Source organism: Variovorax sp. 350MFTsu5.1, from assembly GCF_048302515.1.
GTDB classification, from domain to species: Bacteria; Pseudomonadota; Gammaproteobacteria; order Burkholderiales; family Burkholderiaceae_C; genus Variovorax; species Variovorax guangxiensis.
Genome location: NZ_CP157620.1, coordinates 292,384 through 313,908, shown reverse-complemented (window position 1 = coordinate 313,908; position 21,525 = coordinate 292,384). Strand labels below are relative to the sequence as shown.

At 67.0% G+C, this 21,525-nt stretch carries 18 protein-coding genes; 1 reads left to right on the top strand and 17 read right to left on the bottom strand.

Annotation, left to right across the window (positions count from 1 at the left end):
• Positions 1-11 precede the first annotated feature (11 nt).
• From ABL843_RS01365 to ABL843_RS01285, 17 genes are all read right to left on the bottom strand, one after another.
• Positions 12-494: an Hcp family type VI secretion system effector gene (locus tag ABL843_RS01365; protein ID WP_126022489.1), complete on the bottom strand. Its 483-nt coding sequence runs from the start codon at positions 492-494 to the stop codon at positions 12-14.
• Between the two features lie 49 nt (positions 495-543).
• Complete coding sequence (gene tssC / locus ABL843_RS01360; protein ID WP_019658415.1) at positions 544-2,052, bottom strand: type VI secretion system contractile sheath large subunit; 1,509 nt, start codon at positions 2,050-2,052, stop codon at positions 544-546.
• 30 nt (positions 2,053-2,082) lie between these two features.
• The gene (tssB, locus tag ABL843_RS01355) at positions 2,083-2,652 is read right to left on the bottom strand and encodes a type VI secretion system contractile sheath small subunit (RefSeq protein WP_184640478.1); all 570 of its coding nucleotides are present in this window, start codon (positions 2,650-2,652) and stop codon (positions 2,083-2,085) included.
• 85 nt (positions 2,653-2,737) lie between these two features.
• On the bottom strand, positions 2,738-3,838 hold the full coding sequence (gene tssA / locus ABL843_RS01350; RefSeq protein WP_418118718.1) for a type VI secretion system protein TssA: 1,101 nt from the start codon (positions 3,836-3,838) through the stop codon (positions 2,738-2,740).
• A 152-nt stretch (positions 3,839-3,990) separates the two neighbouring features.
• The gene (locus tag ABL843_RS01345) at positions 3,991-5,178 is read right to left on the bottom strand and encodes a fumarylacetoacetate hydrolase family protein (protein ID WP_418118717.1); all 1,188 of its coding nucleotides are present in this window, start codon (positions 5,176-5,178) and stop codon (positions 3,991-3,993) included.
• A gap of 101 nt (positions 5,179-5,279) precedes the next feature.
• Positions 5,280-9,050 (bottom strand): molybdopterin cofactor-binding domain-containing protein, encoded by a 3,771-nt coding sequence (locus tag ABL843_RS01340; RefSeq protein WP_418118716.1) that lies wholly within the window; start codon positions 9,048-9,050, stop codon positions 5,280-5,282.
• Positions 9,047-9,547, bottom strand: coding sequence for a (2Fe-2S)-binding protein (locus ABL843_RS01335; protein ID WP_126022494.1), 501 nt, complete (start codon positions 9,545-9,547; stop codon positions 9,047-9,049). Before ABL843_RS01335 ends, ABL843_RS01340 begins: the two co-directional genes overlap by 4 nt.
• Positions 9,525-10,685: an ABC transporter substrate-binding protein gene (locus ABL843_RS01330; protein WP_375792100.1), complete on the bottom strand. Its 1,161-nt coding sequence runs from the start codon at positions 10,683-10,685 to the stop codon at positions 9,525-9,527. The genes ABL843_RS01335 and ABL843_RS01330 overlap by 23 nt, the downstream gene beginning before the upstream one ends.
• Before the next feature lie 55 nt (positions 10,686-10,740).
• Entirely contained in the window at positions 10,741-11,466 is a 726-nt protein-coding gene (gene pncA / locus ABL843_RS01325) for a bifunctional nicotinamidase/pyrazinamidase (protein WP_184640486.1), read from the bottom strand.
• A 163-nt stretch (positions 11,467-11,629) separates the two neighbouring features.
• Positions 11,630-12,364, bottom strand: coding sequence for an ABC transporter ATP-binding protein (locus tag ABL843_RS01320; RefSeq protein ID WP_418118715.1), 735 nt, complete (start codon positions 12,362-12,364; stop codon positions 11,630-11,632).
• The gene (locus ABL843_RS01315; protein WP_126022497.1) at positions 12,361-13,161 is read right to left on the bottom strand and encodes an ABC transporter ATP-binding protein; all 801 of its coding nucleotides are present in this window, start codon (positions 13,159-13,161) and stop codon (positions 12,361-12,363) included. The genes ABL843_RS01320 and ABL843_RS01315 overlap by 4 nt, the downstream gene beginning before the upstream one ends.
• Entirely contained in the window at positions 13,158-15,098 is a 1,941-nt protein-coding gene (locus ABL843_RS01310) for an ABC transporter permease (RefSeq protein ID WP_126022498.1), read from the bottom strand. Before ABL843_RS01310 ends, ABL843_RS01315 begins: the two co-directional genes overlap by 4 nt.
• A 145-nt stretch (positions 15,099-15,243) precedes the next feature.
• Positions 15,244-16,449 (bottom strand): ABC transporter substrate-binding protein, encoded by a 1,206-nt coding sequence (locus tag ABL843_RS01305; RefSeq protein ID WP_369660063.1) that lies wholly within the window; start codon positions 16,447-16,449, stop codon positions 15,244-15,246.
• 74 nt (positions 16,450-16,523) lie between these two features.
• On the bottom strand, positions 16,524-17,108 hold the full coding sequence (locus ABL843_RS01300) for an amino acid synthesis family protein (RefSeq protein WP_126022500.1): 585 nt from the start codon (positions 17,106-17,108) through the stop codon (positions 16,524-16,526).
• 44 nt (positions 17,109-17,152) lie between these two features.
• Complete coding sequence (locus tag ABL843_RS01295) at positions 17,153-17,794, bottom strand: amino acid synthesis family protein (RefSeq protein ID WP_126022501.1); 642 nt, start codon at positions 17,792-17,794, stop codon at positions 17,153-17,155.
• A gap of 21 nt (positions 17,795-17,815) precedes the next feature.
• Positions 17,816-18,733: a UPF0280 family protein gene (locus ABL843_RS01290; protein ID WP_418118714.1), complete on the bottom strand. Its 918-nt coding sequence runs from the start codon at positions 18,731-18,733 to the stop codon at positions 17,816-17,818.
• A gap of 2 nt (positions 18,734-18,735) precedes the next feature.
• Entirely contained in the window at positions 18,736-20,349 is a 1,614-nt protein-coding gene (locus ABL843_RS01285) for a 6-hydroxynicotinate reductase (protein WP_184640495.1), read from the bottom strand.
• 323 nt (positions 20,350-20,672) lie between these two features.
• On the opposite strand from ABL843_RS01285, the gene ABL843_RS01280 reads away from it, so the two are divergent.
• Positions 20,673-21,446, top strand: a complete 774-nt coding sequence (locus tag ABL843_RS01280; protein WP_126022504.1) for a ferredoxin--NADP reductase — start codon at positions 20,673-20,675, stop codon at positions 21,444-21,446.
• Positions 21,447-21,525 lie beyond the last annotated feature (79 nt).

Below are 21,525 nucleotides of genomic sequence, written 5' to 3'. Positions count from 1 at the left end.
GGAAAAGGAGATCAGGACTCCTTGTTTTCCTTGATGTTCCAGGCCAGCACCGTCTCGGCGCCCTTGCCGCCCTTGTCGGTCTGTTCCCAGTACTGCTGCTTCACCTTGGCGGCCTGGAAGGCGTACTGCACGAACACGGCGTCCGAGCCCTGTTCGGCGGTGTACTGCACCGAGGTCACCAGCACTTCTTCGAGCGTGACGCGCGTGTACTCGATCTGCGAACCACCGGCCTTGCACACCGACACTTCCACCTTGCCCAGGTGCTTGCCGCTTGCGCAGTTCTTCATGACGGACGGTGCCGCCTTGTCGATGCGCGCCAGAACCTGCAGGTCGTTGAAGCTGGCCTTGCCAACGCCACCGCCACCGCCGCTGACCATGTTGCCAGGCTGCGTTGCTCCCCACGCAAACGACTTGATGTCCGTCCACTCCTTGTGGTTCGAGTCCTTCGATTCGCCGTTTGCGCCTTCAACGCGCATGAACATGTCTACTGCCATGATTTAAACCCCCAGAGTTATTTGCGCCCGATTCCGGGACGCCGTTGAATTAGCTGCTGTCCTTCTTGTTGGATGGCAGCTTCGAAACCAGCCGCAACGACACCGTCAGCCCTTCGAGCTGATAGTGCGGCCGGAGAAAAAACTTGGCGGCGTAGTAGCCGGGGTTGTCCTCGATGGCTTCCACCTGGACTTCCGCCGCCGCCAGCGGCTTCATTGCCTTCGTGTCCTGCGACGAGGTGCCGGGGCTGCCGTCGACGTAGTTCATGATCCAGTCGTTGAGCCAGCGCTCCATGTCCTCGCGCTCGCGGAACGAACCGATCTTGTCCCGCACGATGCACTTCAGGTAGTGCGCGAAGCGGCAGCAGGCGAACAGGTACGGCAGGCGTGCCGCGAGGTTCGCGTTGGCCGTGGCGTCGGCGTCGTAGTACTCGGCCGGCAACTGCAGCGACTGCGCGCCGATGAAGGCCGCGAAGTCGGAGTTCTTGCGGTGCACCAGCGGCATGAAGCCGTTCTTGGCGAGCTCGGCCTCGCGGCGGTCGCTGATGGCGATCTCGGTCGGGCACTTCATGTCCACGCCACCGTCGTCGGTCGGGAAGGTGTGCGTGGGCAGGTTCTCGACAGCGCCGCCCGATTCCACGCCACGGATCGACGTGCACCAGCCATACTGCTTGAACGAGCGGTTGATGTTCACGCCCATCGCATAGGCCGAGTTGGCCCAGGTGTAGCGGTTGTGGGCTGCGGAGTCGGTCTCTTCCTCGAACTCGAACTCGTCGACCGGGTTGGTGCGCGCACCATACGGCAGGCGAGCCAGGAAGCGCGGCATGGCCAGGCCGATGTAGCGCGCGTCTTCCGAGTCGCGCAGCGAGCGCCATGCGGTGTGTTCGGTGTTCTGGAAGATCTTGGTCAGGTCGCGCGGGTTCGAAAGCTCCTGCCACGAATCCATCTGCATCACGGTGGGCGAAGCGCCGGCGATGAAGGGGCAGTGCGCGGCCGCGGCGATCTTGGCCATTTCGCCGAGCATCTCGACGTCGGGCGGGCTGTGGTCGAAGTGGAAGTCGCCGATCAGTGCGCCGAAAGGCTCGCCGCCGAACTGGCCGTACTCGGCTTCGTAGATCTTCTTGAAGAGCGGACTCTGGTCCCAGCCGATGCCCTTGTGGCGCTTGAGCGAGCGAGCGACTTCACGCTTGGATGCGCACATCACGCGGATCTTCAGCTGCTCGTCGGTCTCGGTGTTGTTCACCAGATAGTGCAGGCCGCGCCATGCGCCTTCGAGCTGCTGGAACTCCTCGTGGTGCAGGATCTGGTTGATCTGCTCCGAGAGCTTGCGGTCGATCTCGGTAATGATGGCCTGAACGGTGCGGTACGCATCGTTGGAGACCGTGACGGTGCTTTCCAGCGCCTGCACGGCCAGCGTCTTGACGGCGTTTTCCACCGCCTCGCGGGCCTGGTCGGTCTTGGGCTTGAACTCGCGCTGCAGCAGGTTCGAGAACTCGTTCGGCTCCAGCGTCTCGACGGAAGCCGGTGCGCGCGCGGTGGTCTGTTTGGGGGCGGTGCTCATGATGATGGCGGTCCTTGCTGCTGCTCGCGCTTATTCGGAAGACGTGCCGGGCGTGCCGGCCTTTTCGTTCGCGGCTTCCACTGCCTTTGCAACGGCGGGGTTCGGGGCCGATGCCAGCGACTTCAGCAGTGCCGGGTTCTGCAGCGCCTGCGCGATCAGCTGTTCGGCGCCGTTCTTGCCGTCCATGTACGACAACAGGTTCGACAGTTCGGTACGCGCCTCGAGCAGCTGCTGCAGCGCGCCGACCTGGCGGGCGATGCGCGCGGGCGAGAAGTCGTCCATGCTGTCGAAGGTGATGTCGACGTTCATCTGGCCGTCGCCGGTGAGCGTGTTGGGCACCTGGAAGGCAACGCGCGGCTTGATGGCCTTCATGCGCTCGTCGAAGTTGTCGATGTCCACTGCCATGAACTCTCGCTCGGCGAGGTCGGGCATCGGGTCGATCTGCTTGCCCGCGAGATCGGCGATCACGCCCATCACGAAGGGCAGCTGGATCTTGCGCTCGCTGCCGTAGATCTCGACGTCGTACTCGATCTGCACACGCGGCGCGCGGTTGCGCGCAATGAACTTCTGACCACTGTTTCTGACACGGTTGTCTGCCATAAGCTTCCTCTTGAATCTGTAATGCGTGTGGGTACGACCCCCGGCCGGCCTCTCGGCTCGCGGGGCCCGCGACGGCCTCCGCCTGTTACTCCGCGCTGCCCCCGTTCAACGGACGTCCTGCAAGGCTCTCTATCTTTTGCAATCCCTCTGGCACGAGCTCTTCGATGATCTGGAAGAAGTTGAGATCCAGCAGCCGCTGCGCCCTGCGTATGAGCATGGGCGCCGGATGGCTGGGCTCCGTGCGTTCCATGAACTGGCAAGCCTTCTCGAGCAGCACCTGCACATCTTCACGGCTCGATATTTCAATATCCTTAATAAATACCTGACGTAGGCCGGTACCGACATTTGCCGCAGTACCGCCAACAGCACCATTCGCCACGGTCCCGGCCGCACCGCCCTCTTGCGCAACGGCTTCGGCGTGGGTTTCGCCGGCCACTGCCGCCTCGACATGCGCCTGCTCCGGCAACAGTTGGGCAACGGTGCGCAACGAACGCTCGAGCCGCGAGAAATCGGGCGCCCAGCTCTGTCCCAGCGCGCGCTCGCAGGTCTCGCGAATTCGCTGCAGCAACTCCAGCGCCGCGCGCAATGCCACCACAGGTGGCGCCGCCTTGTCCTGCGCGCGCCGCACCGCGTCCTTCAACCGGCCGATACCGCCGGGGTAATCGATCTGATGATCGGTCTTGCTCGAATCGAGCAAGGCCTCGACCTGGCGCAGGCTCATCGACGCGCCTGCGCCTTCGTCGAGCAGCCGCGCATCGCGCACGCTGCGTCCCAGTCCTTCGGCTTCGGCCAATGCGGCCAGCGCATTCATGCGCGGCAGCGGGTCTTCGAAGCCGTCGTCGACGACGCGTGGATGCACGTCGTCCCAGAATCTCTGAAGCACGACGTCGACGAGTTGCAGACCTTCTACATACCCGGGCAAGCCTCGGCTCTCGGTCCAGGCCAGCGTGAGAGGCACCAGCACGCGCAGGTCTCGCGTACGCGAGCACAGCTGCTTCGCGATGCGTTCCACACGGGCCCAATCGGGCGGCTCGGCGGGGATGATGGTCGAGCCGAACTGCTGTTCGCGCTTGCCCGCCGTCGCCTGGTGCAACGCCATGAAATCGGGGTCGTATTCCAGGTCTTCACCGCAAGGTAGCGGGCCCTCGACGGGCTCCTGCAATAGATCGATCTCGCTCTGCGCCAACCTCTACTCCCCTTGTTCAAACGTTTCTTAACAGCAGCAATCTTGAGGGGAACAAGTGATGCGGTCAACAGCAACAGATTGCAACACGACTCGTATGAATTACTAAGGAGTACACCCCTTTTTGAAACTCATACAGAACGCCTACATGCCAATCAGAGCAAACCGCGCGCAGCCAGATTGCGCATCAACGCACTGATACCAAAAGTCCACATCGGCGCCTTGTCCGAATGCATCACGCGATTCACCAAGGCACCGAGTTCCGGTGCGGCAATGCGCACGCGGTCCCCCACGACGTGCGTGAATCCTTGCCCAGGCCCGTGACGATCTTGTGTCGGCGCGAACATCGTTCCGAGAAACAACATGAAGCCGTCCGGATAAGCGTGATTGGCTCCTATCGTCTGCGCCACGAGGTCGAGCGGGTCGCGGCTGATCTTCGACAGCGAACTCGAGCCCTCCAGGGTGAAGCCTTCGGGCCCCGTCACTTCCAGCTCGACGGTGATGCGCCTCACGTCAGCAATACCGAAGTGTTCATCGAACAGGCGAATGAACGGGCCGATCGCGCACGACGCGTTGTTGTCCTTCGCCTTGCCCAGCAGCAGCGCGCTTCGGCCTTCGAAGTCGCGAAGGTTCACATCGTTGCCCAGCGCCGCGCCCAATGTTTCGCCGCGGCTGTTCACCGCGAGCACGACCTCGGGCTCCGGGTTGTTCCATGCGGAGCCCGGATGAATGCCTACATCGGCCCCGGTACCGACGGCTGAAAGTACGGGCGCCTTGGTAAAGATCTCCGCGTCGGGCCCGATGCCGACCTCCAGATACTGCGACCAAGCGCCCTGCGCTATCAGCACTTCCTTGACCTTCATCGCCTCGGGCGAGCCGGGCACGATGTCCGCGAGGTTGTCGCCGAGCACGCTGCCGATGGCCGCTCGCGTGGCTTCCGCCTTCGATGCATCGCCGCGCGCCTGCTCCTCGATCACGCGCTCGAGCAGGCTCGCAACAAATGTGACGCCGCTCGCCTTGATGGCCTGCAGGTCGCATGGCGCGAGCAGCCAGGGCTTGCCCGTGTCGCGCGCGGCCTCGTCGCTGTTGGCAAGGGCTTCGTCGAGCGCGGCGATGCGCGGCGCGTTCTTGCTCTTGAGTGCGGCGCGAACCGCTCCCGCAGGTGGTGTGTTGCCTTCGAGCAGATCGCTCATGGTGGGAGCGAGCTTCGACAGGTCGTGCAGGCCACCTTCGTGAACTGCGACCAGCACGGGGCCCACGCCCGGGTGCCAGAGGCGGCCGACGAGCGTGGCGCGTCCGGCGTCGCGGGGCAGGCTGGAAGAAGTGGAAAGATCGAGCGGCATGGCGTGGTGTCTCCGTGATGAATGTGGCTGCTACGTTGCATCGTAGCGGCGCACGCAGAAAACAGCCCACTCGGCCGGCTCGGCCCTCCTTGTCTACGGCCTCAGTGCCCCGGCGTCGCGCGCACGCGCGCCACCTCGGCAGGCAGGTCGGTCCACGCGGGCTCCTGCGGCGCGAAGCGTGCGCGCATGTAGCCGGCAAGCTCGGCGATCTGCCGGTCGTCGAGCACATCGCGGAAGCCGGGCATGAAGCCGATGTCGCGGCTCGCCGGCTCGCGCACGCCGTCGAGGATGGTGCGCAGCAGGTTGTCGGGCCGCGCGCTCGTGAGGTTGCTGTTGAGCGCGAGCGGCGTGTTGACGCCGAGCAGCGTGGGCCCGTTGCCGTCGTGGTGGCAAGAGGCGCAGGCACTGTCGAACATGCGCTGTGCGGGGCCCAGCAGTCGCCCCTGCGTGCGCGCCGCGTTGCCCACAACCTGTTGCGCGACAGCGGCAGGATCCGCGGCCGGCGCGGGGTTGAACGAGCCCAGATACGTGGCCATCGCGCGAATGTCCTCGTCCGGCACCTGCGCGAGCTCGCGCACAACCTCGGCCATCGGCCCGCCCGCGACGCCGTGCCGCTGCGTGTGGCCGTTACGCAGGTAGCGATACAACTCGTCGGCATCCCACGGCACCGCCGACTTCGATGCCAGCTGCGTGAGCGCCGGCGCCTCCCAGCCATCGACCATCGCGCCCGACAGGAAGGCACTGCCGCCCTGCTCCGCGCCCAGCGCATTGCGCGGGGTATGACAGGCGCCGCAATGCCCCAGGCCGTTGACCAGATAGGCACCGCGATTCCACTCCGCGCTCTGCGTGGACACGGGCTGCATCGGCGCCGGGTCATGGAAGAGCGCGTTCCAGCCGGCCATCAGCGGGCGAATGCTGAACGGAAACTTGAGCTCGGACTTCGGCGTTTCCGCCCGCACGGCGGGCAGCGACATGAAGTACGCATACAGCGCCTGCAGATCGTCGTCGCTGGTCTTCGCGAAAGCGGTGTAGGGGAATGCGGGATACAGATAGTGCCCGTCGCGCGAGACGCCCTCGCGCATCGCACGCTGGAAAGCGCTGAAGGACCAGCGGCCCAGGCCCGTCTCGGCATCCGGCGTGAGGTTCGTGGTGTAGAGCGTGCCGAAGGGTGTGTCCATGGCGCGGCCACCCGCGTTGGCCATGCCGCCGGGTGCCGTGTGGCACACGGCGCAATCGCCGACCGAGGCGAGCACCCGGCCACGCTCGATGGTGGCCTGGCTGTAGACCGGCGCGGTGAGCGACACCGGCGCGATGGCCGATCGCCAGCCGAGCAGGCCGGCGATGACGCCGATGCCACCGACAACCAATGCAGCACCAGTGGCCCACCGCCCCTTGCGCCGAGGCCAGACCGCATTGCTCCTTCCGGCACCGGGTGAAGGCCCGGATGGGGGCACGACGGCATCACCATTCCCACGCAGTTCGCCTCCGCCGCCATCTCCCGGAGGAGCCGGAGGCAGCAAGCCCTTGTTCAATTCCGCGAGCACCGTCTCCGGCGTGAACGGCGGCGCCCTGAAGCGCACGCCCGTCGCATCGAAGATCGCATTCGCGATCGCCGCAGTGCCCGGCACCGACGACGACTCGCCCGCGCCCAGCGAAGGCTCGCCGGGCCGCGGCATGTGCATCACCTCGATCACCGGCACTTCGCGGAAGTTGATGATCGGGTAGCCGCCCCACTCGCGGCTGGCGACCACGCCGGAAGGCAGGACGCCAGGCAGCTGCGCACCCGTCGCCGCATCCTGCTGCTGCTGCTGCTGCTGTTGCTGTTGCTGCGGCGCGAATTCCACGCGCTCCTTCAGCGCGCGGCTCGTCGTCTGGATCACGTTGCCGTGCACCTGGTGCTCGACGCCCGCCGGGTTTACCAGCAACCCCGCGTCGTGCCCCACCACCACGCGGCGCACATGCACCTCGCCCGTCTTGCGGTTGACCTCCACGTCGGCCACCCACGCGGCCCACGCCGCGCCGAAGCCCGGCCACTTGCTGTGGATGTAGCGTGCGTACGCAAAGCCCTGGCCGAAGAGAATGTCGCCGCCCTCGCCGAGCCCGCCGTCGGCGTTCTCCTGCGGCCCGGTGCGCATGCGCCAGCCGGCCTTCTGCGCGGTGGCCTGCACGAGCTCGACGGCGCGCGGGTCCTGCAGGTGCCGCAGCCTGAACTGCACCGGGTCGACACCCGCAGCCGTCGCCAGCTCGTCGATGTACGACTCGTGCGCGAACGAACTCGGCAGCGCCGACACGCCGCGCAGCCACGAGGCGCGCACGATCGGCGCCATGTCGTTGACCTTCACGCGCAGGTTGTCGTAGCTGTAGGGCGGGCGGGCGGTGCGGTCGCCCATCTCGAAGGCCTGCGCCACCGGCTCGATGGTGCGAGTGAGCAGCAACGCCAGCGTGGGCGCGCCGTTCGAGGGATACGAGGTTTCGAAATCGTAGGCGGCGACGTTGCCGTCGGGCATGAGGCCGCCGTCGATCTCCATGAGCTGCGCCGCGCCCTTGGGCTCCCACGCGTGTTCCTGCTCGCGCGTGAGCTGCACTCGCACCGGCGCGCCGACGGCGCGCGCGAGCAGCGCGGCATCGGCGGCCACGTCGTCGGCGCCGTTGCGGCCGTAGCAGCCCGCCGCCTCCATGCGGACCACGTCGACCTGCACGTCGTCCACGCCCATGAGCTTCGCGAGATCGGCGCGCAGCACGTGCGGGTTCTGCGAGCCGGTCCAGCAGCGCAGTTGCATGCCGCTGCCGTCGGCGGGCTGCCAGTCGGCCAGCGCGCACGAGGGGCCGATGGAGGCATGCATCTGGTAGGGCCACACGTAGGTGCGGCGCATGGGCTTCGCGGCCGATGCGATGGCGCCGTCCACGTCGCCTTCGTCGACCAGCAGACGCTGCGTCGAGGGGTTGTCGCGCAGGGCCTGGGCGAGGTCGCCCAGGTCGGGCATGCCGGGCCACGGCTTCCACTTCACGCGCAGCTCGCGAAGGGCCTGCTCGGCGTGTTCCTCGCGCTCGGCCACGATGCCGACGAAGTCGCGGATGACGACCACCGCGCGAATGCCGGGAATGTGCGCGATCGACGATTCGTCGACCGACTCCAGCGTGTTGCCGATGAACTCGCCGTGGTCCGCGCCGGCATACGGCGGGCGCACCACACGGCCGTGCAGCATGCCAGGCACCCGCATGTCGTGCACGAACACGAGCTCTCCCGCAAGCTTGGCCGGAATGTCGACGCGCGCCTGCCGCGTGCCGACCACGCGGTAGTCGGCCGGGTCCTTGGGCTTCGCCTGCGGATCGAGCCGCAGCACGGTGCGCTGGCCGGCGACGAGTTCGGCATAGCTGACGTGCCGGTCGGGCAGTTCGGCGACGCGCACCACGCCATTGCGCATCTGCAGCGCATCCACGGCCACGCCCAAGCGCTCGGCAGCACGCGCCAGCAGCCATGCACGCGCCTGTGCCGCCGCCAGCCGCAAGGGCTGCGCATGAATCTGGATCGACGCGCTGGCGATGGTCGCGCCCTGGTTGGGCGCGCGCGCGGTGTCGCCGAGCATCACGCACACGCAGGGCATGCCGAGGTCGAGTTCCTCGGCCACGATCTGGCCCAGTGCGGTCTGTATGCCGGTGCCCAGGTCGACGTGGCCGTTGAGCGCCGAGGCGCTGCCGTCGTCCCATACCGCAAGAAGGATCTCGTCGCCCTCGACGGGGTTGCCGGCGACGAAGGCCGGCTGTCCCTTGGCGGGCACCGGCGCGGCCGGCGTCTCGCGTACCACCAGCAGCACGCCGTCGGAGGCGAGGAATTCGGCGCGCGTGCGCGGAAGATCGGCGCGGCGCGTCATGTGGCGGGTTGCTCGCGCATGCGCACCGCCGCGCGCTGCACCGCATCAAGAATCTCGATGTGCGTGCCGCAGCGGCATAGGTTGCCAGAAAGCTCGCCGCGGATGCGCGCCTCGCTGGCCTGCGGGTCGCGCGCCAGCAGCGCAGCCGCCTGCATCACCATGCCGTTGAGGCAGTAGCCGCACTGCGCGGCCTGCGCATCCTCGAAGGCGGCCTGCACCGGATGCCAGCTGCCGCGCGAACCCAGTCCTTCGAGCGTGGTGATGGCGCGCCCCGCCACGCCGTGCGCCGGAATCACGCACGAGCGCGCGGCCACGCCATCGACGTGCACGGTGCATGCGCCGCACTGCCCCAGCCCGCAGCCGTACTTGGGACCGTTCAGCCCCAGGTCGTTGCGCAGCAGGTGCAGCAGCGTCGCCTCGCGCGGAACTCCTGCTATCGATTGCGCCCGGCCGTTGACCAGCAGGCGCAGCGGCTCAGCGCCGCAACTGGCCGTCACGGGCGTATATCTCCAGATCGACGAAGGTCGAGCCGTTGTGGTTCTTCGCGCTGTACTCGATGGGGAAGTCGCCGAAGCGCGTGCTGCCGATGCTCTCGAGGCCGGCGATGAAGCTGTCGCGCGTGGGCGTCTTGCCGGCGCGGCGCAGGCCCTCGACCATCACGCGCGCGACGATGTAGCCTTCCAGCGCGGTGTAGCTGTCGATCTTCTCGCCGAACTCGGCGCGGTCGCGCTGGTAGTCGGCCACGATCGGCACCCGCAGCGCCTGCGGCGGCGGCACGATGCTGGCCGTGACCAGGCCCGCGAGCTTGCCTTCGAGCCGCTTGGCCGAGCCGGCCGCGTCGGTGATGCCGACGGAGAGCGTGTACAGCGGTGCGCCCACGGCGTTGGCGCGGTAGTCGCGCATGAACACTTCGACCATGCGCCCGGCCATGATCATCACGACCGCGCCCGGCTTCGCGTCGGCCAGGCCGGTGACGACCTGCCTGGCGTCTTCAGCTGTTATGGCCAGCGGGAAGGTCTTGAGCACCTTCACCTTGTAGTCGGCCGCCAGCTCCTCGCAGGTGGCGAGGTTCGACTTGCCGAAGGCGCTGTCCTGGTAGACCACCGCGATCGACTGGATGCCGATGGTCGAGAGGTGGCTGATGATCTTGCGCAGCTCCAGGTCGTAGCCCGCGCGCACGTGGAACAGGTAGCGGTTGACCTTGGTGCGGAACGACGTGGTGCCCACCAGCGGCGCGAACATAGGCACGCCGGCCTTCTCGGCCAGCGGCATTGCCGCCGCGAGGTTGCCGGTGGCCACGTAGCCGGTGAGCGCGAACACCTTGTCCTCGTCGATCAGCTTGGCGGTGTTGACGGCCGTCTTCGCGGGATCGTAGGCATCGTCGTAGGTGACGAGCTCGATCTTGCGGCCGTTCACGCCGCCCGACTTGTTGACGCGGTCGAAGTACAGCTTGATGCCCGCGCGGTAGTCGATGCCGAAGTCCTTCGCCGGTCCGCTGAACACGGCCGACTGGCCGATGCGGATGGTGGTGTCGCTCACACCGTTGTCCGCGCGCGCCGTGCGCAGCAGGCCGGGGCCGAATGCAAGGGCGGCGCCGCCCGCGACCATGGCGCGCCTGGTGATGGAAAGCTTCATGCGTCGTGGATCCGTGTGTTGCCCGTTCTTGTCGTTCTTCTTCACGGCGGCGCGCTCAGGCGGTCTGGATGTCGGCCGACTGGATGCGCTTGACGCCCTTGGCCGTCATCTGCTTCCAGGCCGCCGCCAGCGAGCCGTTGAGGTCGATGCCGCGCGTGGCGTCCTCGATCACGTAGGCCTCGAAGCCGGCCTTGCGCGCGTCCATCGCGGTCCAGGCCACGCAGAAGTCGGTGGCCAGGCCGGTGACGAACACGGTCTTGATGCCGCGCGCCTTAAGGTAGCCGGCGAGGCCCGTGGCCGTCTTGTGGTCGGCCTCCTCGAAGGCCGAGTAGCTGTCCATGTCCTTGTGGAAGCCCTTGCGGATGACGAGCTGCGCGGTGGGCACCTTCAGGTCCTTGCCGAGCGCGGCGTCGTCGGTGCCCTGCACGCAGTGGTCGGGCCACAGCACCTGCGTGCCGTAGCTGAGCTTGGTGGTCTCGAAGGGCTTCTTGCCGCTGTAGGTGCTGGCGAAAGATGCGTGGCCCGCCGTGTGCCAGTCCTGCGTGACCACGATGTTCTCGAACGCCGGCGCGAGCGCGTTGATCACCGGGATGACTTCGTTGCCGCCCTTCACCGCGAGCGTGCCGCCGTCGAGAAAGCAGTTCTGCACGTCGACCACGATCAGCGCCGCCTTGGCGCCGGGCTTGATCTTGCCGGCCGCGAAGGCGTTGAAGCCGAGACTGCCGAGGCCGCTGGCCAGCCCGAGGCCGGCGGCGGATTTCACGAGGGTTCTGCGATGCATGGCGTGGACTCCTGGTAGGACTGGAAGCGGGAACTTGAATCAGGACAAGAGAAACTTTCCAGGAACACCACGGCACCGGCTTTGCCGGGCCGTCGGTGTTGCCCCCTGCAAGGGGGTTGGCGAAGCGACACGAAGTGCGCGAAGACTGGGGGTGTGCTTCATGCTAGACACTCAGGTAAGCGCGGCGGACTTCGTCGTTGGCCGCAAGCTCGGCCATGGTGGCGTGATAGCGGATCTGCCCCTTCTCGAGCACATAGGCGCGGTCGGACACCAGCTCGGCGAAGTGCATGTTCTGCTCCGACAGCAGGATGCTCACGCCCTGCGCCTTGAGCTCCAGGATCATGTTGGCCATCTGCTCGACGATCACCGGCGCCACGCCTTCGGAAGGCTCGTCGAGCAGCACGAGGTACGGGTTGCCCATCAGCGTGCGCGCCACGGTCAGCATCTGCTGCTCGCCGCCGCTCATGCGCCCGCCCGGGCGGTTGGGCATCTCGCCGAGGTTGGGGAAGAGCTTGAACAGGCGCTCGGGCGTCCACAGCGGCGCGTCGCTGCCGTCGGCCCAGCGGCGCGCGGGCTGCCGGCCGACCTCGAGGTTCTCCATCACCGTGAGATCGGTGAACACGCGCCGGTCTTCGGGCACGAAGCCCAGGCCCAGGCGCGCCGCATGATGCGGCTCGCTCTTCGAGATGTCGTGACCCAGGAAGCGCACCGCGCCGCGGCGCTTGGTGAGCATGCCGATCAGCGCCTTGAGCGTGGTCGACTTGCCCGCGCCGTTGCGGCCCATGAGCGCGACCACTTCGCCGCGACGCACTTCGAGATCGACGTCGTAGAGGATCTGCGCGGCGCCGTACCAGGCGCACAGTGCCTTGGCCTGCAGGAGAGGTTCATGCGTGCTCATACTGCTTCTCCAATGGCTGCGGCCTTCTCGGCGATCTTCTTCTCGAACGTCTTGCCGGTGCCGAAGTACACCTCCTGCACCTTGGGATGGTCGCGGATCTCCAGCGGCTTGCCCTGGGCGATGAGGCGCCCGCGCGCCAGCACGATCATGCGGTCGGCGTACGCGAACACCACGTCCATGCTGTGCTCGGTGAAGAGCACGGCCATGCCGCGCTGGATGACGAGTTCCTTGGTCAGCGCCATGAGCGAGTTGCGCTCCTTGGGCGCCATGCCGGCGGTGGGCTCATCCATCAGCAGCAGCTTGGGCGAGTTGGCCATTGCGATGGCGAGCTCGACGCGCTTCACGTCGCCGTATGCCAGCACGCTGCAGGGCCGGTCGGCCTGCGACTTCATGCCGACCTGGTCGAGCAGCGCCAGAGCCTCCTCGCGCTTGTGGTCGGCGGCACGGCGCCATGTGGAAAAGAGCTTGCGGTCGTGCGACAGCAGCGCCATCTGCACGTTCTCGACCACGGTGAGCGAGGCGAAGGTCTCGGCGATCTGGAAGGTGCGGCCCACGCCCATGCGCCAGATCTCGCGCGGCTTGCGGCCCACGAGTTCCTGGCCATCGAGCGTGATGGAGCCCTGGTCGGCCTTCAGCTGGCCGTTGACCATGTTGAAGGTGGTCGACTTGCCCGCGCCGTTGGGCCCGATGAGCGCGAGCAGCTCGCCGGGCGGCAGCTCGAAGCTGATGCCGTCCACGGCCTTCACGCCGCCGAAGGACTTGCCGAGGTTCTCGACCTTGAGGAGCGTGTTGCTCATGCCTTCACCTCCTCGAGCTTGGCCTTGGCTTCGGTCTTTTCGGCTTCGCCTTCCTTCGGCGCGCGCCAGCGGTCCGCAAGCTGCTTGATGGAGCCCGCGATGCCCTGCGGGAACAGCAGCACCAGGATCAGGATGATGGCGCCGAGCATCGCGCGCCAGTAGTCTGTGTTGCGCGCCACGGTGTCGTGCAGCCAGGTGAAGGTGACGGCACCGACCACCGGGCCCGCGAGCGTCTGGATGCCGCCGAGCAGCACCATCACGAGGCCGTCGACCGACTTGCCGACCGACAGCGTCTCCGGTGAGATGCTGCCCTTGGAGAAGGCGAAGAGCGCACCCGCCAGGCCCGCCACGGTGCCCGCGATGATGAACGCCACCCACTGCATGCGCTTGACGTCGATGCCGATGGCGTCGGCGCGCAGCACCGAGTCGCGGCCCGCGCGCATCGCGTAGCCGAAGGGCGAGAACAGCACGCGCCGCAGCCACCACACGCCGAGGCCCACGAGCACCAGTGTGAGCCAGTAGTAGGCCTGCTTGTCGGAAAGCCACTCGGAAGGCCACACGCCGGTCAGGCCGTTGCTGCCGCCGGTGAAGCTGTCCCACTGATAGGTGATGGCCCAGGTGATCTGCGCGAAGGCGAGCGTGAGCATCGCCAGGTACACACCCGACAGCCGCACCGCGAACCAGCCGTAGACGAAGGCGCCGAGCGCCGCCACCAGCGGCGCGACGATCAGCGCGAGTTCCATCGGCAGGTGCAGCGCGCGCACCAGCAGCGCCGCACCGTAGGCGCCGAGGCCGAAGTACGCCGCATGGCCGAAGGAATGCATGCCGGCCGGCCCCATGATGAAGTGCAGGCTGGTGGCGAAGAGGGCCGCGATCATCAGGTCGATCATCAGCACCGTGGTGTAGGGCGAGTTCACCGTCAGGAACGGCAGCACCGCCAGCACCAGCGCGAAGACTGCGGCCGCCACCACATAGGCCCTGCCCGGGCGGCGCAGCGGCTCTTCCTGCATGCCCACGTAGCGGCTGGGTGCCTGCGGACGGCCGAACAGGCCCCAGGGGCGCCACACCAGCACGATGGCCATCACGAGGAAATCGACCATCAGCGTGAGCTTGGAGAACGAGACGTCGATGCCGAAGATCTGCACCACGCCGAGCCAGATGCACACCGCCTTGATCTCGGCGATGAGCAGCGCGGCCATGTAGGCGCCGGGCAGCGAGCCCATGCCGCCGACCACCACGACCACGAAGGCGGCGCCGATGGTGTTCAGGTCCATCTCCAGCGTGGCGGGTTCGCGCGGCAGCTGCAGCGCGCCGCCGAGGCCCGCGAGCAGCGCGCCGAGCGCGAACACTGCCGTGAAGAGCCAGGCCTGGTTGACGCCCAGCGCACTGACCATCTCGCGGTCCTGCGTGGCGGCGCGCACCAGCGTGCCGAAGCGCGTGCGGGTGAGCAGCAGCCACACGAGGCCCAGCACCACCGGGCCGATGACGATCAGGAACAGGTCGTAGGAAGGAAACTGCCGCCCGAGGATCTCGACCGAGCCCTTGAGGCCGGGCGCGCGCGGACCGAGCAGTTCGTCGGGGCCCCAGAGCCACAGCACCGCGTCCTTGATGACGAGCACCAGCGCGAACGTGGCCAGCAGTTGGAACAGCTCCGGCGCCTTGTAGATGCGGCGCAGCAGCAGCACCTCGATCAGCGCACCGAGCACGCCGACCGCCAGCGCGGCGATCAGCAGCGCAGGCCAGAAGCCCAGGCTCGAGCCCAGCTTGTCGACGAGCGTGTACGCGAGATAGATGCCCACCATGAAGAACGAACCATGGGCGAAGTTGACGATGCGCGTCACGCCGAAGATCAACGAGAGACCGGCCGCCACGAAGAAGAGCGAGGACGCGCCGGCCAAACCGTTGAGCAACTGAACAACAAAACCTGAAAAACTCATCAAGGATCCTTTGCTCGCCCCCAGGCTTGCCCACTTCGTGTGGCCGCCCCCCTACCGGGGGCAATACCGGCGGCCCGGCGAAGCCGGTTCCGCGGTATTCCTGGAATGGTCCGCTTTGGTATAGGTGTCAGGGGTTGGCTTGCGCTCAGTCTGCCGGGCGCATCTTCTTCACTTCGTCATCCGACGGCTGGAACTTCGCGCCGTCGAGGTAGACGTAGTCGACCATCACGCCCTTGCCGCCGTCGTTCTTGGTCTTGCCAACGTAGGCGCCCATGGTGGACTGGTTGTCCTGCGCGCGGTAGCTGATCTTGCCGAAGGGCGTGTCGACCTGCAGGCCCTTGAAGGCTGCCACGAGCTTCTCGGTGTCGGTGCCGCCGGCCTTCTTGATGCCGGCCGCGATCGAGTGGATGGCGCTGTAGCCGACCACCGAGCCCAGTCGCGGATAGTCCTTGAACTTGGCCTGGTAGGCATCGAGGAAGGCCTTGTGCTCGGGCGTCTTCACGCCGCTCCACGGGTAGCCGGTGACGATCCAGCCGTTGGGCGCCTCGTCCTTCAGCGGGTCGAGGTACTCGGGCTCGCCTGTCAGCACGCTCACCACCTCGCGGTCCTTGAAGAGGCCGCGCGTGTTGCCTTCGCGCACGAACTTGGAGAGGTCGGCACCGAAGAGCACGTTGAAGATGGCGTCGGGCTTGGCATCGGCCAGGGCCTGCACCACGCTGCCCGAGTCGACCTTGCCCAGCGGCGGCGCCTGCTCGGCGACGAACTCGACATCGGGCTGCGCGGCCTTCAGCAGCGTCTTGAAGGTGGCGACCGACGACTGGCCATATTCGTAGTTGGGATACACGAGCGCCCAGCGCTTCTTCTTGAGCTTGGCGGCCTCGGGCACCAGCATCGCGACCTGCATGTAGGTCGAGGGACGCAGGCGGTAGGTGTACTTGTTGCCGTTGCTCCAGACGATCTTATCGGTGAGCGGCTCGGCGGCGAGGTAGAAGAACTTCTTCTGCTTGGCGAAGTCGGTCAGCGCCAGGCCGGTGTTCGACAGGAAGGCGCCGGCCAGCACGTCGATCTTCTCGCGCGAGATGAGCTCCTCGGCCACGCGCACGGCGTCGCCGGGGTTGGCGTTGTCGTCGCGACTGATGAGCTCGATCTTCTTGCCGTTGATGCCGCCCTTGGCGTTGATCTCGTCGACCGCGAGCTCCATGCCCTTCTTGTAGGGCTCGAGGAAGGCGGGCTGCGCCTTGTAGCTGTTGATTTCGCCGATCTTGATCACGCCCTGCGCGTGCGCGGGAACGAGGGCCGAAGCCAGCGTGACGACGGAAGCGGCGCAGAAAACATGGCGCAATGGATTCATCGAGAAGCTCCTAGGGGTTAAGGCAGAAAGAATTCGAGTTGTGCGGACGCGGGGGCTGTGCGGTGCGTCTGTTTTCAGCGCAGGCCGTCTTCGCCCTTGATTTCAGAAACCTGCAGGCCGCCGATGCGCGGCAGCGGACGGCCGCTGTCGGTGACGGCCACGGCCACCACGATCTCGTTGGCGCGCGGTGCGTCGCTCACGCGGGCTTCCACCGCGTCGAAGTGGCTGCGCACGAAGGCGGCGTCCTTGTGGCCCAGCGGCACGTCGATGGCGGTGCCCAGCGTGCCCTGCTTCTTGGCCGATGGCACGAGCGCGGCGCCCTTCTCCACTGCAACGCGCAGCGGCGCGCCCAGCTTGGGATGCAGGATGGCGGCGGCATGCTCGAGCTCGCCGCGCTCGCCGACGATGGCGGCCTTGCCGTAGCTCTGCGCCTGGCCGGGCTCGATGCCCAGCGCCTTCACGGCCTTCTGGCCCAGCAGCGCGCCGAGTTCCTCGCCGATGGCGATGAGCTCGTCGAGGTTCTCGCTGTAGCGGCCCGCGTAAGGGTTCTCGATGACGGCGATGGCGACGGCGCGGCGCGTGGGCGGCGTGATGTCCTTGCCCATTTCCTTGCGGGTTTCATCGACCTGGACGACGAGCTTGCGGATGTTGGCGGTCATGTTCTGTGTGTTCCTTGTCTTGTCTCTGTGCGGGTCTTCGCGGGTCAGCGCAGGCCGTCCCACTTGCTGATGTCTTTCGCGAGCAGCCCGCCCACGCGGGCATGGATGCGGTAGCCGGTGCTCATCGCGAGGATGAAGACGATCTCGTCGGCCGCAGGCGCGCCGGGCACGCGCACCTCGATGGCGTCGAATTGGCCGCGCACGTAGCTGGCGTTGATGTTGGTCAGCGGCACGTCGAGCGTGGCGCCGGGCGGGCCGACCTTCTTGGTCGAAGGCACGATCGAGAGCGCGTTGCCGGGCTGGCCGGTTTTTTCCTCGGCCTTGCCAGCGGTGTAGGCGGCGCGGCTGCCCTTCCAGCCGAGCAGTTCCCGCATCGCGTAGCCGCCGGGCACGTGCCACAGCGCGCCATGCTCCAGTTCGCCATCGGCGCCGACGATGGCGCCCTTGCCGTAGGTGGCGATCTGCTCGAGCGGCACGTCCATGGCGGCATGCAGCCGGTGCGCCATGTCGACGCCCACCGGGTCGAGCAGCGCCATCATCGGCAGGATGTCGGGCTCGTAGCGGCCCGCGAACGGATTGGTCAGCACCGCGCCGATGGCACCACGCACCAGCGGGGTGTCGGCGCGCGGTCCGAACTCGTGGTGGATGTGCTCGACCTGGGTGAAGACGCGGCGGATTTCGATCATGAAAAAGAACCTTGCTTTTCGTTAAGCAAATACTGAACCAACGGATTTCGGCGACTCTGCATCGAGCGCCTTCGAGCATAAGGGTTCGACAAGTCTCCACTGCCCCTGGCAAACGAGTAGAGCGGCCCATACGAGCCCTCCTTTTTGCAGGACCTTGGCGCATATCGCGCCCGTATCGAGTGCGCTGCGCACCTGCCCCGGAGCCAGCGCGGGCACGTCGACGGTGACGAGTGTGTCGCCGAGGTCGCTGTCGTCCTTGCACTCGCTCGCCGGGCGGCGCGCGATGGCCTCGTCGTCCACGTCGACGGCGTTGGCGATCACTGTCGCGGCGGCATCGGCCTGCGCTGCGGTGGCGGCCAGCACCGTCACGCTGTCGGCGATGCCCAGCGAGAAACTGCGCCCGCGCCAGCCGCTGGTGGCGACGCCGCGCACGGGCTGGTCGGCGCGCAGCTCGAACTGGCCGTCGGTGGTGAGGACGCCGCCTTCGCCGGCCAGATGGCCGCGCAGGTCGAAGCGCGCGATGTCGGCGAACACGCCCACGCACGCGGACTGCCCCGGCGCAAGATGCAGCGCGATGTCGCCGCCGTTGTTGATCCACGCGCGCTCCACGCCGGGGCGCTCGTAGAACGCGATGAGTTCCTGCGCAACCGAGCCGGCCACCGCCGCCATCGGTGTGATGAACATCGGCGAAAAAGCGGCGCAGGCATCCCACATGCGGCGTGCCACCACGTTGCGCGGGCGCATCTTGTCCACGACGGGCAGGCGCAGCAGCGGCAGCTCACGCACGAGCTCGTCGAGCACGTGGACGAAGCGCGCCCACGCCGCGTCGTGCGCGGCGGCCACGGCGTACGGGTCGCCATGCGCCTCGGCCACGATATCGATCGGGCCGTGGTTGAAATGCCAGCGGCTCTTGTCGAGCGCTGTGCGTTGGGCGGACATGATCAGCCCAGCATCGGGGCGTGGCCCAGGGGCCACGGGTTGGCGTCGTCCACCGCTAGCCATTGGCGCGCGAGCGGTGCGCCGTCTTCCTGCCATGCACCGCGAGCGAGCGCCTGCTCGAGCGGGAAGATGTGTTCGACGTGGCCGCCGAGCGCCTCGTAGTCGTCTCGCCGCATGCTGAATTCGATGGGCGCGACGATGGCCGGCGTGGGCACGGTGCCGAAGCTGTTGTCGGGCATGCGCATGACGTCGGCCATCACCGTGATGCCGCCGCCGGGCCACACATAGGCCGGCGCGCCGCCGCAGGTGACGTTGACCAGCGCGCGCTTGATGGCGCGCGTGAGCAGCACAGGGTTCTCGGTGACGCCCGCGCGCAGGCTTCCGCCCGCACCGCCGAGGAACAGCACCGTGCACAGCGACGGTTCGCAGTTCTCGCCGATGCGGTCGACGATGCGCTTCACTTCGGGCGGCATCGGCTGCTCGACGGGCTTGAGCGCGTCGTCGAGCACGTACCACTGCGCGTGCTCGCCGGTGGTCGATGTCATGAGCAGGCGCAGGCCGGGGCGGGCGACGCCCTCTTCCCAGCCCTCGATGATCGCGAGCGGATCGGCGATGTCGGTGCCGCCCCAGCCGTTGCCCGGGTTCGCCACCTGGAAGTAGCGCCCCGGCGTGGACTTGCGCCCCAGCATCTGGATGCCCGAGGGCGCCATGTCGAGGCAGCGTCCGGCCTGGTGCTCGGTGAGCACGCCGGTGATGTGGTCGTCGACCACGACCACCTCGTCGGCCACGCCGGCGAACTGGCGCGCGAAGATGCCGACCGCGGCCGAGCCGCAGCCCACGCGCATGCGCTGCTCTTCCACGCCGTTGACGATGGGCGCCTTGCCGGCCTGGATGACGAGGGTGGAGCCGCCGTCGATGGTGCACTCCACCGCCTTCTTGTTGCCCAGCAGCTGCATCAGCTCGGCCGTCATGCGGCCTTCCTTCTTGCTGCCGCCGGTGAGGTGGTGCACGCCGCCCAGCGAGAGCATCTGCGAGCCGTATTCGGCGGTGGTGACGTGGCCCACGACCTCGCCGCGGTAGCGCACGTTGGCCTGCTCGGGGCCGAGGAAGCGGTCGGTATCGATCTTCACCTTGAAGCTGCAGTAGCTGAAGATGCCTTCGGTGACGACGGTGACCATGTCCACGCCCTGGGCCTTGGAGGCCACGATGAAAGGGGCAGGCTTGTAGTCGGGATAGGTGGTGGAGGAGCCCACGCCGGTGACGAAGACTTCGTCGGCGTGCAGCAGGTCGCCGTTCCAGTCGGGGCTGGCGGGGGCCTCTTCGGCGCCGGGCCGGTTGAAGGGCACCAGCGCGGGCTTCTCGCTCTCGACCGTGCGGCGCAGCAGCACCACGGGATCGACGCGCACCAGCACGCCCTCCTTGTTGGCGTAGCGGTCGCAGGCGCCGGTGCGGCCGTCGGAGATCTGGCAGAGCACCGGGCAGGCGTTGCACTCGACCTTGGCCGTGCTCATGCGCTCGTTGCGCAGCGGCGCCTTGCCGAAGGCGCTGCTGCCGGCTTCGGCCACCACGGGCATGTCCATGCCGGGGAGGCCATCTGTCTTGGTGTGTTCTGTCATCGGGGCGATCTCGTGGGCGTTCGGTGGTGAGCGAAAGGCAAATCCAGGCTGCCGGGGTTTGCAACAAACGTGCCGTCCGCCCGCTTGTGCATCGACTTCCGTTTGTGTAGCATTCCCTACACTTTCATGTTGCATTCACTACATCAAAGGTCAATGTAGCAAACGGGCCCGATGCTTGCAATGGTGTTTTCTCGCGGTGTTCATCGGGGTTTCTCCGACCAACGACAATGGAGGGTTCGGAGCCGGCCGGCGGCTTGCGCCCCAAAGGCGTGCACGCAGGCTCAGCCAACCTCCCCTGTTACCAACCAACTCTTGAGTTCCGTATGAGTGCATTCAGCGAAGAACGCGTCCTGAGCGTCCACCACTGGACCGATCGCCTGTTCACCTTCACCACCACGCGCGACCCGGCGCTTCGCTTCTCCAACGGTCATTTCACGATGATCGGCCTGAAGGTCAACAACAAGCCCCTGCTGCGCGCGTACAGCATCGTGAGCCCGAACTACGAGGAGCATCTCGAGTTCCTGAGCATCAAGGTGGAAGACGGCCCGCTGACCTCGCGCCTGCAGCACATCCAGGTGGGCGACACCATCATCGTGGGCCGCAAGCCCACCGGCACGCTGCTGATCGACTACACGCTGCCTGCCAAGCGCCTGTACCTCTTCGGCACCGGCACCGGCCTCGCACCGTTCATGAGCATCATCCGCGACCCGGACACCTACGAGAAGTTCGAGCAGGTCATCCTGGTACATGGCGTGCGCCAGGTCGACGAACTGGCCTACCACGACCTCGTGACCGACCACCTGCCCAAGCACGAGTTCCTGGGCGAGATGATCGCCAAGCAGCTGCTGTACTACCCCACGGTCACGCGCGAGGAGTTCCGCAACCAGGGCCGCATCACCGACCTGATCGAGAGCAACAAGCTCACCGACGACCTCGGCCTGCCGCCGCTGAACGTCGAGGAAGACCGCGTCATGCTGTGCGGCAGCCCCGGCCTGCTGGTCGATCTGAAGCACATCCTGGAGGCTCGCGGCTTTAAGGAAGGCAACACGTCGACCCCCGGCGACTACGTCGTCGAGCGCGCCTTCGCAGAGAAATGAAAGCCCCCCGGCTTTTCCCTCGTGTAACTCCACCCCCCATGGGGGAGGCGCGGTCCGCCTTGGGGCGGCCCGGCGGCGA

Bases quoted from the DNA above. Each gene is read 5' to 3' on its own strand.
- ABL843_RS01365 (WP_126022489.1), bottom strand. From the start codon at position 494: ATGGCAGTAGACATGTTCATGCGCGTTGAAGGCGCAAACGGCGAATCG.
- tssC (WP_019658415.1), bottom strand. From the start codon at position 2,052: ATGAGCACCGCCCCCAAACAGACCACCGCGCGCGCACCGGCTTCCGTC.
- tssB (WP_184640478.1), bottom strand. From the start codon at position 2,652: ATGGCAGACAACCGTGTCAGAAACAGTGGTCAGAAGTTCATTGCGCGC.
- ABL843_RS01345 (WP_418118717.1), bottom strand. From the start codon at position 5,178: ATGCCGCTCGATCTTTCCACTTCTTCCAGCCTGCCCCGCGACGCCGGA.
- ABL843_RS01340 (WP_418118716.1), bottom strand. From the start codon at position 9,050: ATGACGCGCCGCGCCGATCTTCCGCGCACGCGCGCCGAATTCCTCGCC.
- ABL843_RS01330 (WP_375792100.1), bottom strand. From the start codon at position 10,685: ATGAAGCTTTCCATCACCAGGCGCGCCATGGTCGCGGGCGGCGCCGCC.
- pncA (WP_184640486.1), bottom strand. From the start codon at position 11,466: ATGCATCGCAGAACCCTCGTGAAATCCGCCGCCGGCCTCGGGCTGGCC.
- ABL843_RS01320 (WP_418118715.1), bottom strand. From the start codon at position 12,364: ATGAGCACGCATGAACCTCTCCTGCAGGCCAAGGCACTGTGCGCCTGG.
- ABL843_RS01315 (WP_126022497.1), bottom strand. From the start codon at position 13,161: ATGAGCAACACGCTCCTCAAGGTCGAGAACCTCGGCAAGTCCTTCGGC.
- ABL843_RS01310 (WP_126022498.1), bottom strand. From the start codon at position 15,098: ATGAGTTTTTCAGGTTTTGTTGTTCAGTTGCTCAACGGTTTGGCCGGC.
- ABL843_RS01305 (WP_369660063.1), bottom strand. From the start codon at position 16,449: ATGAATCCATTGCGCCATGTTTTCTGCGCCGCTTCCGTCGTCACGCTG.
- ABL843_RS01300 (WP_126022500.1), bottom strand. From the start codon at position 17,108: ATGACCGCCAACATCCGCAAGCTCGTCGTCCAGGTCGATGAAACCCGC.
- ABL843_RS01295 (WP_126022501.1), bottom strand. From the start codon at position 17,794: ATGATCGAAATCCGCCGCGTCTTCACCCAGGTCGAGCACATCCACCAC.
- ABL843_RS01290 (WP_418118714.1), bottom strand. From the start codon at position 18,733: ATGTCCGCCCAACGCACAGCGCTCGACAAGAGCCGCTGGCATTTCAAC.
- ABL843_RS01285 (WP_184640495.1), bottom strand. From the start codon at position 20,349: ATGACAGAACACACCAAGACAGATGGCCTCCCCGGCATGGACATGCCC.
- ABL843_RS01280 (WP_126022504.1), top strand. From the start codon at position 20,673: ATGAGTGCATTCAGCGAAGAACGCGTCCTGAGCGTCCACCACTGGACC.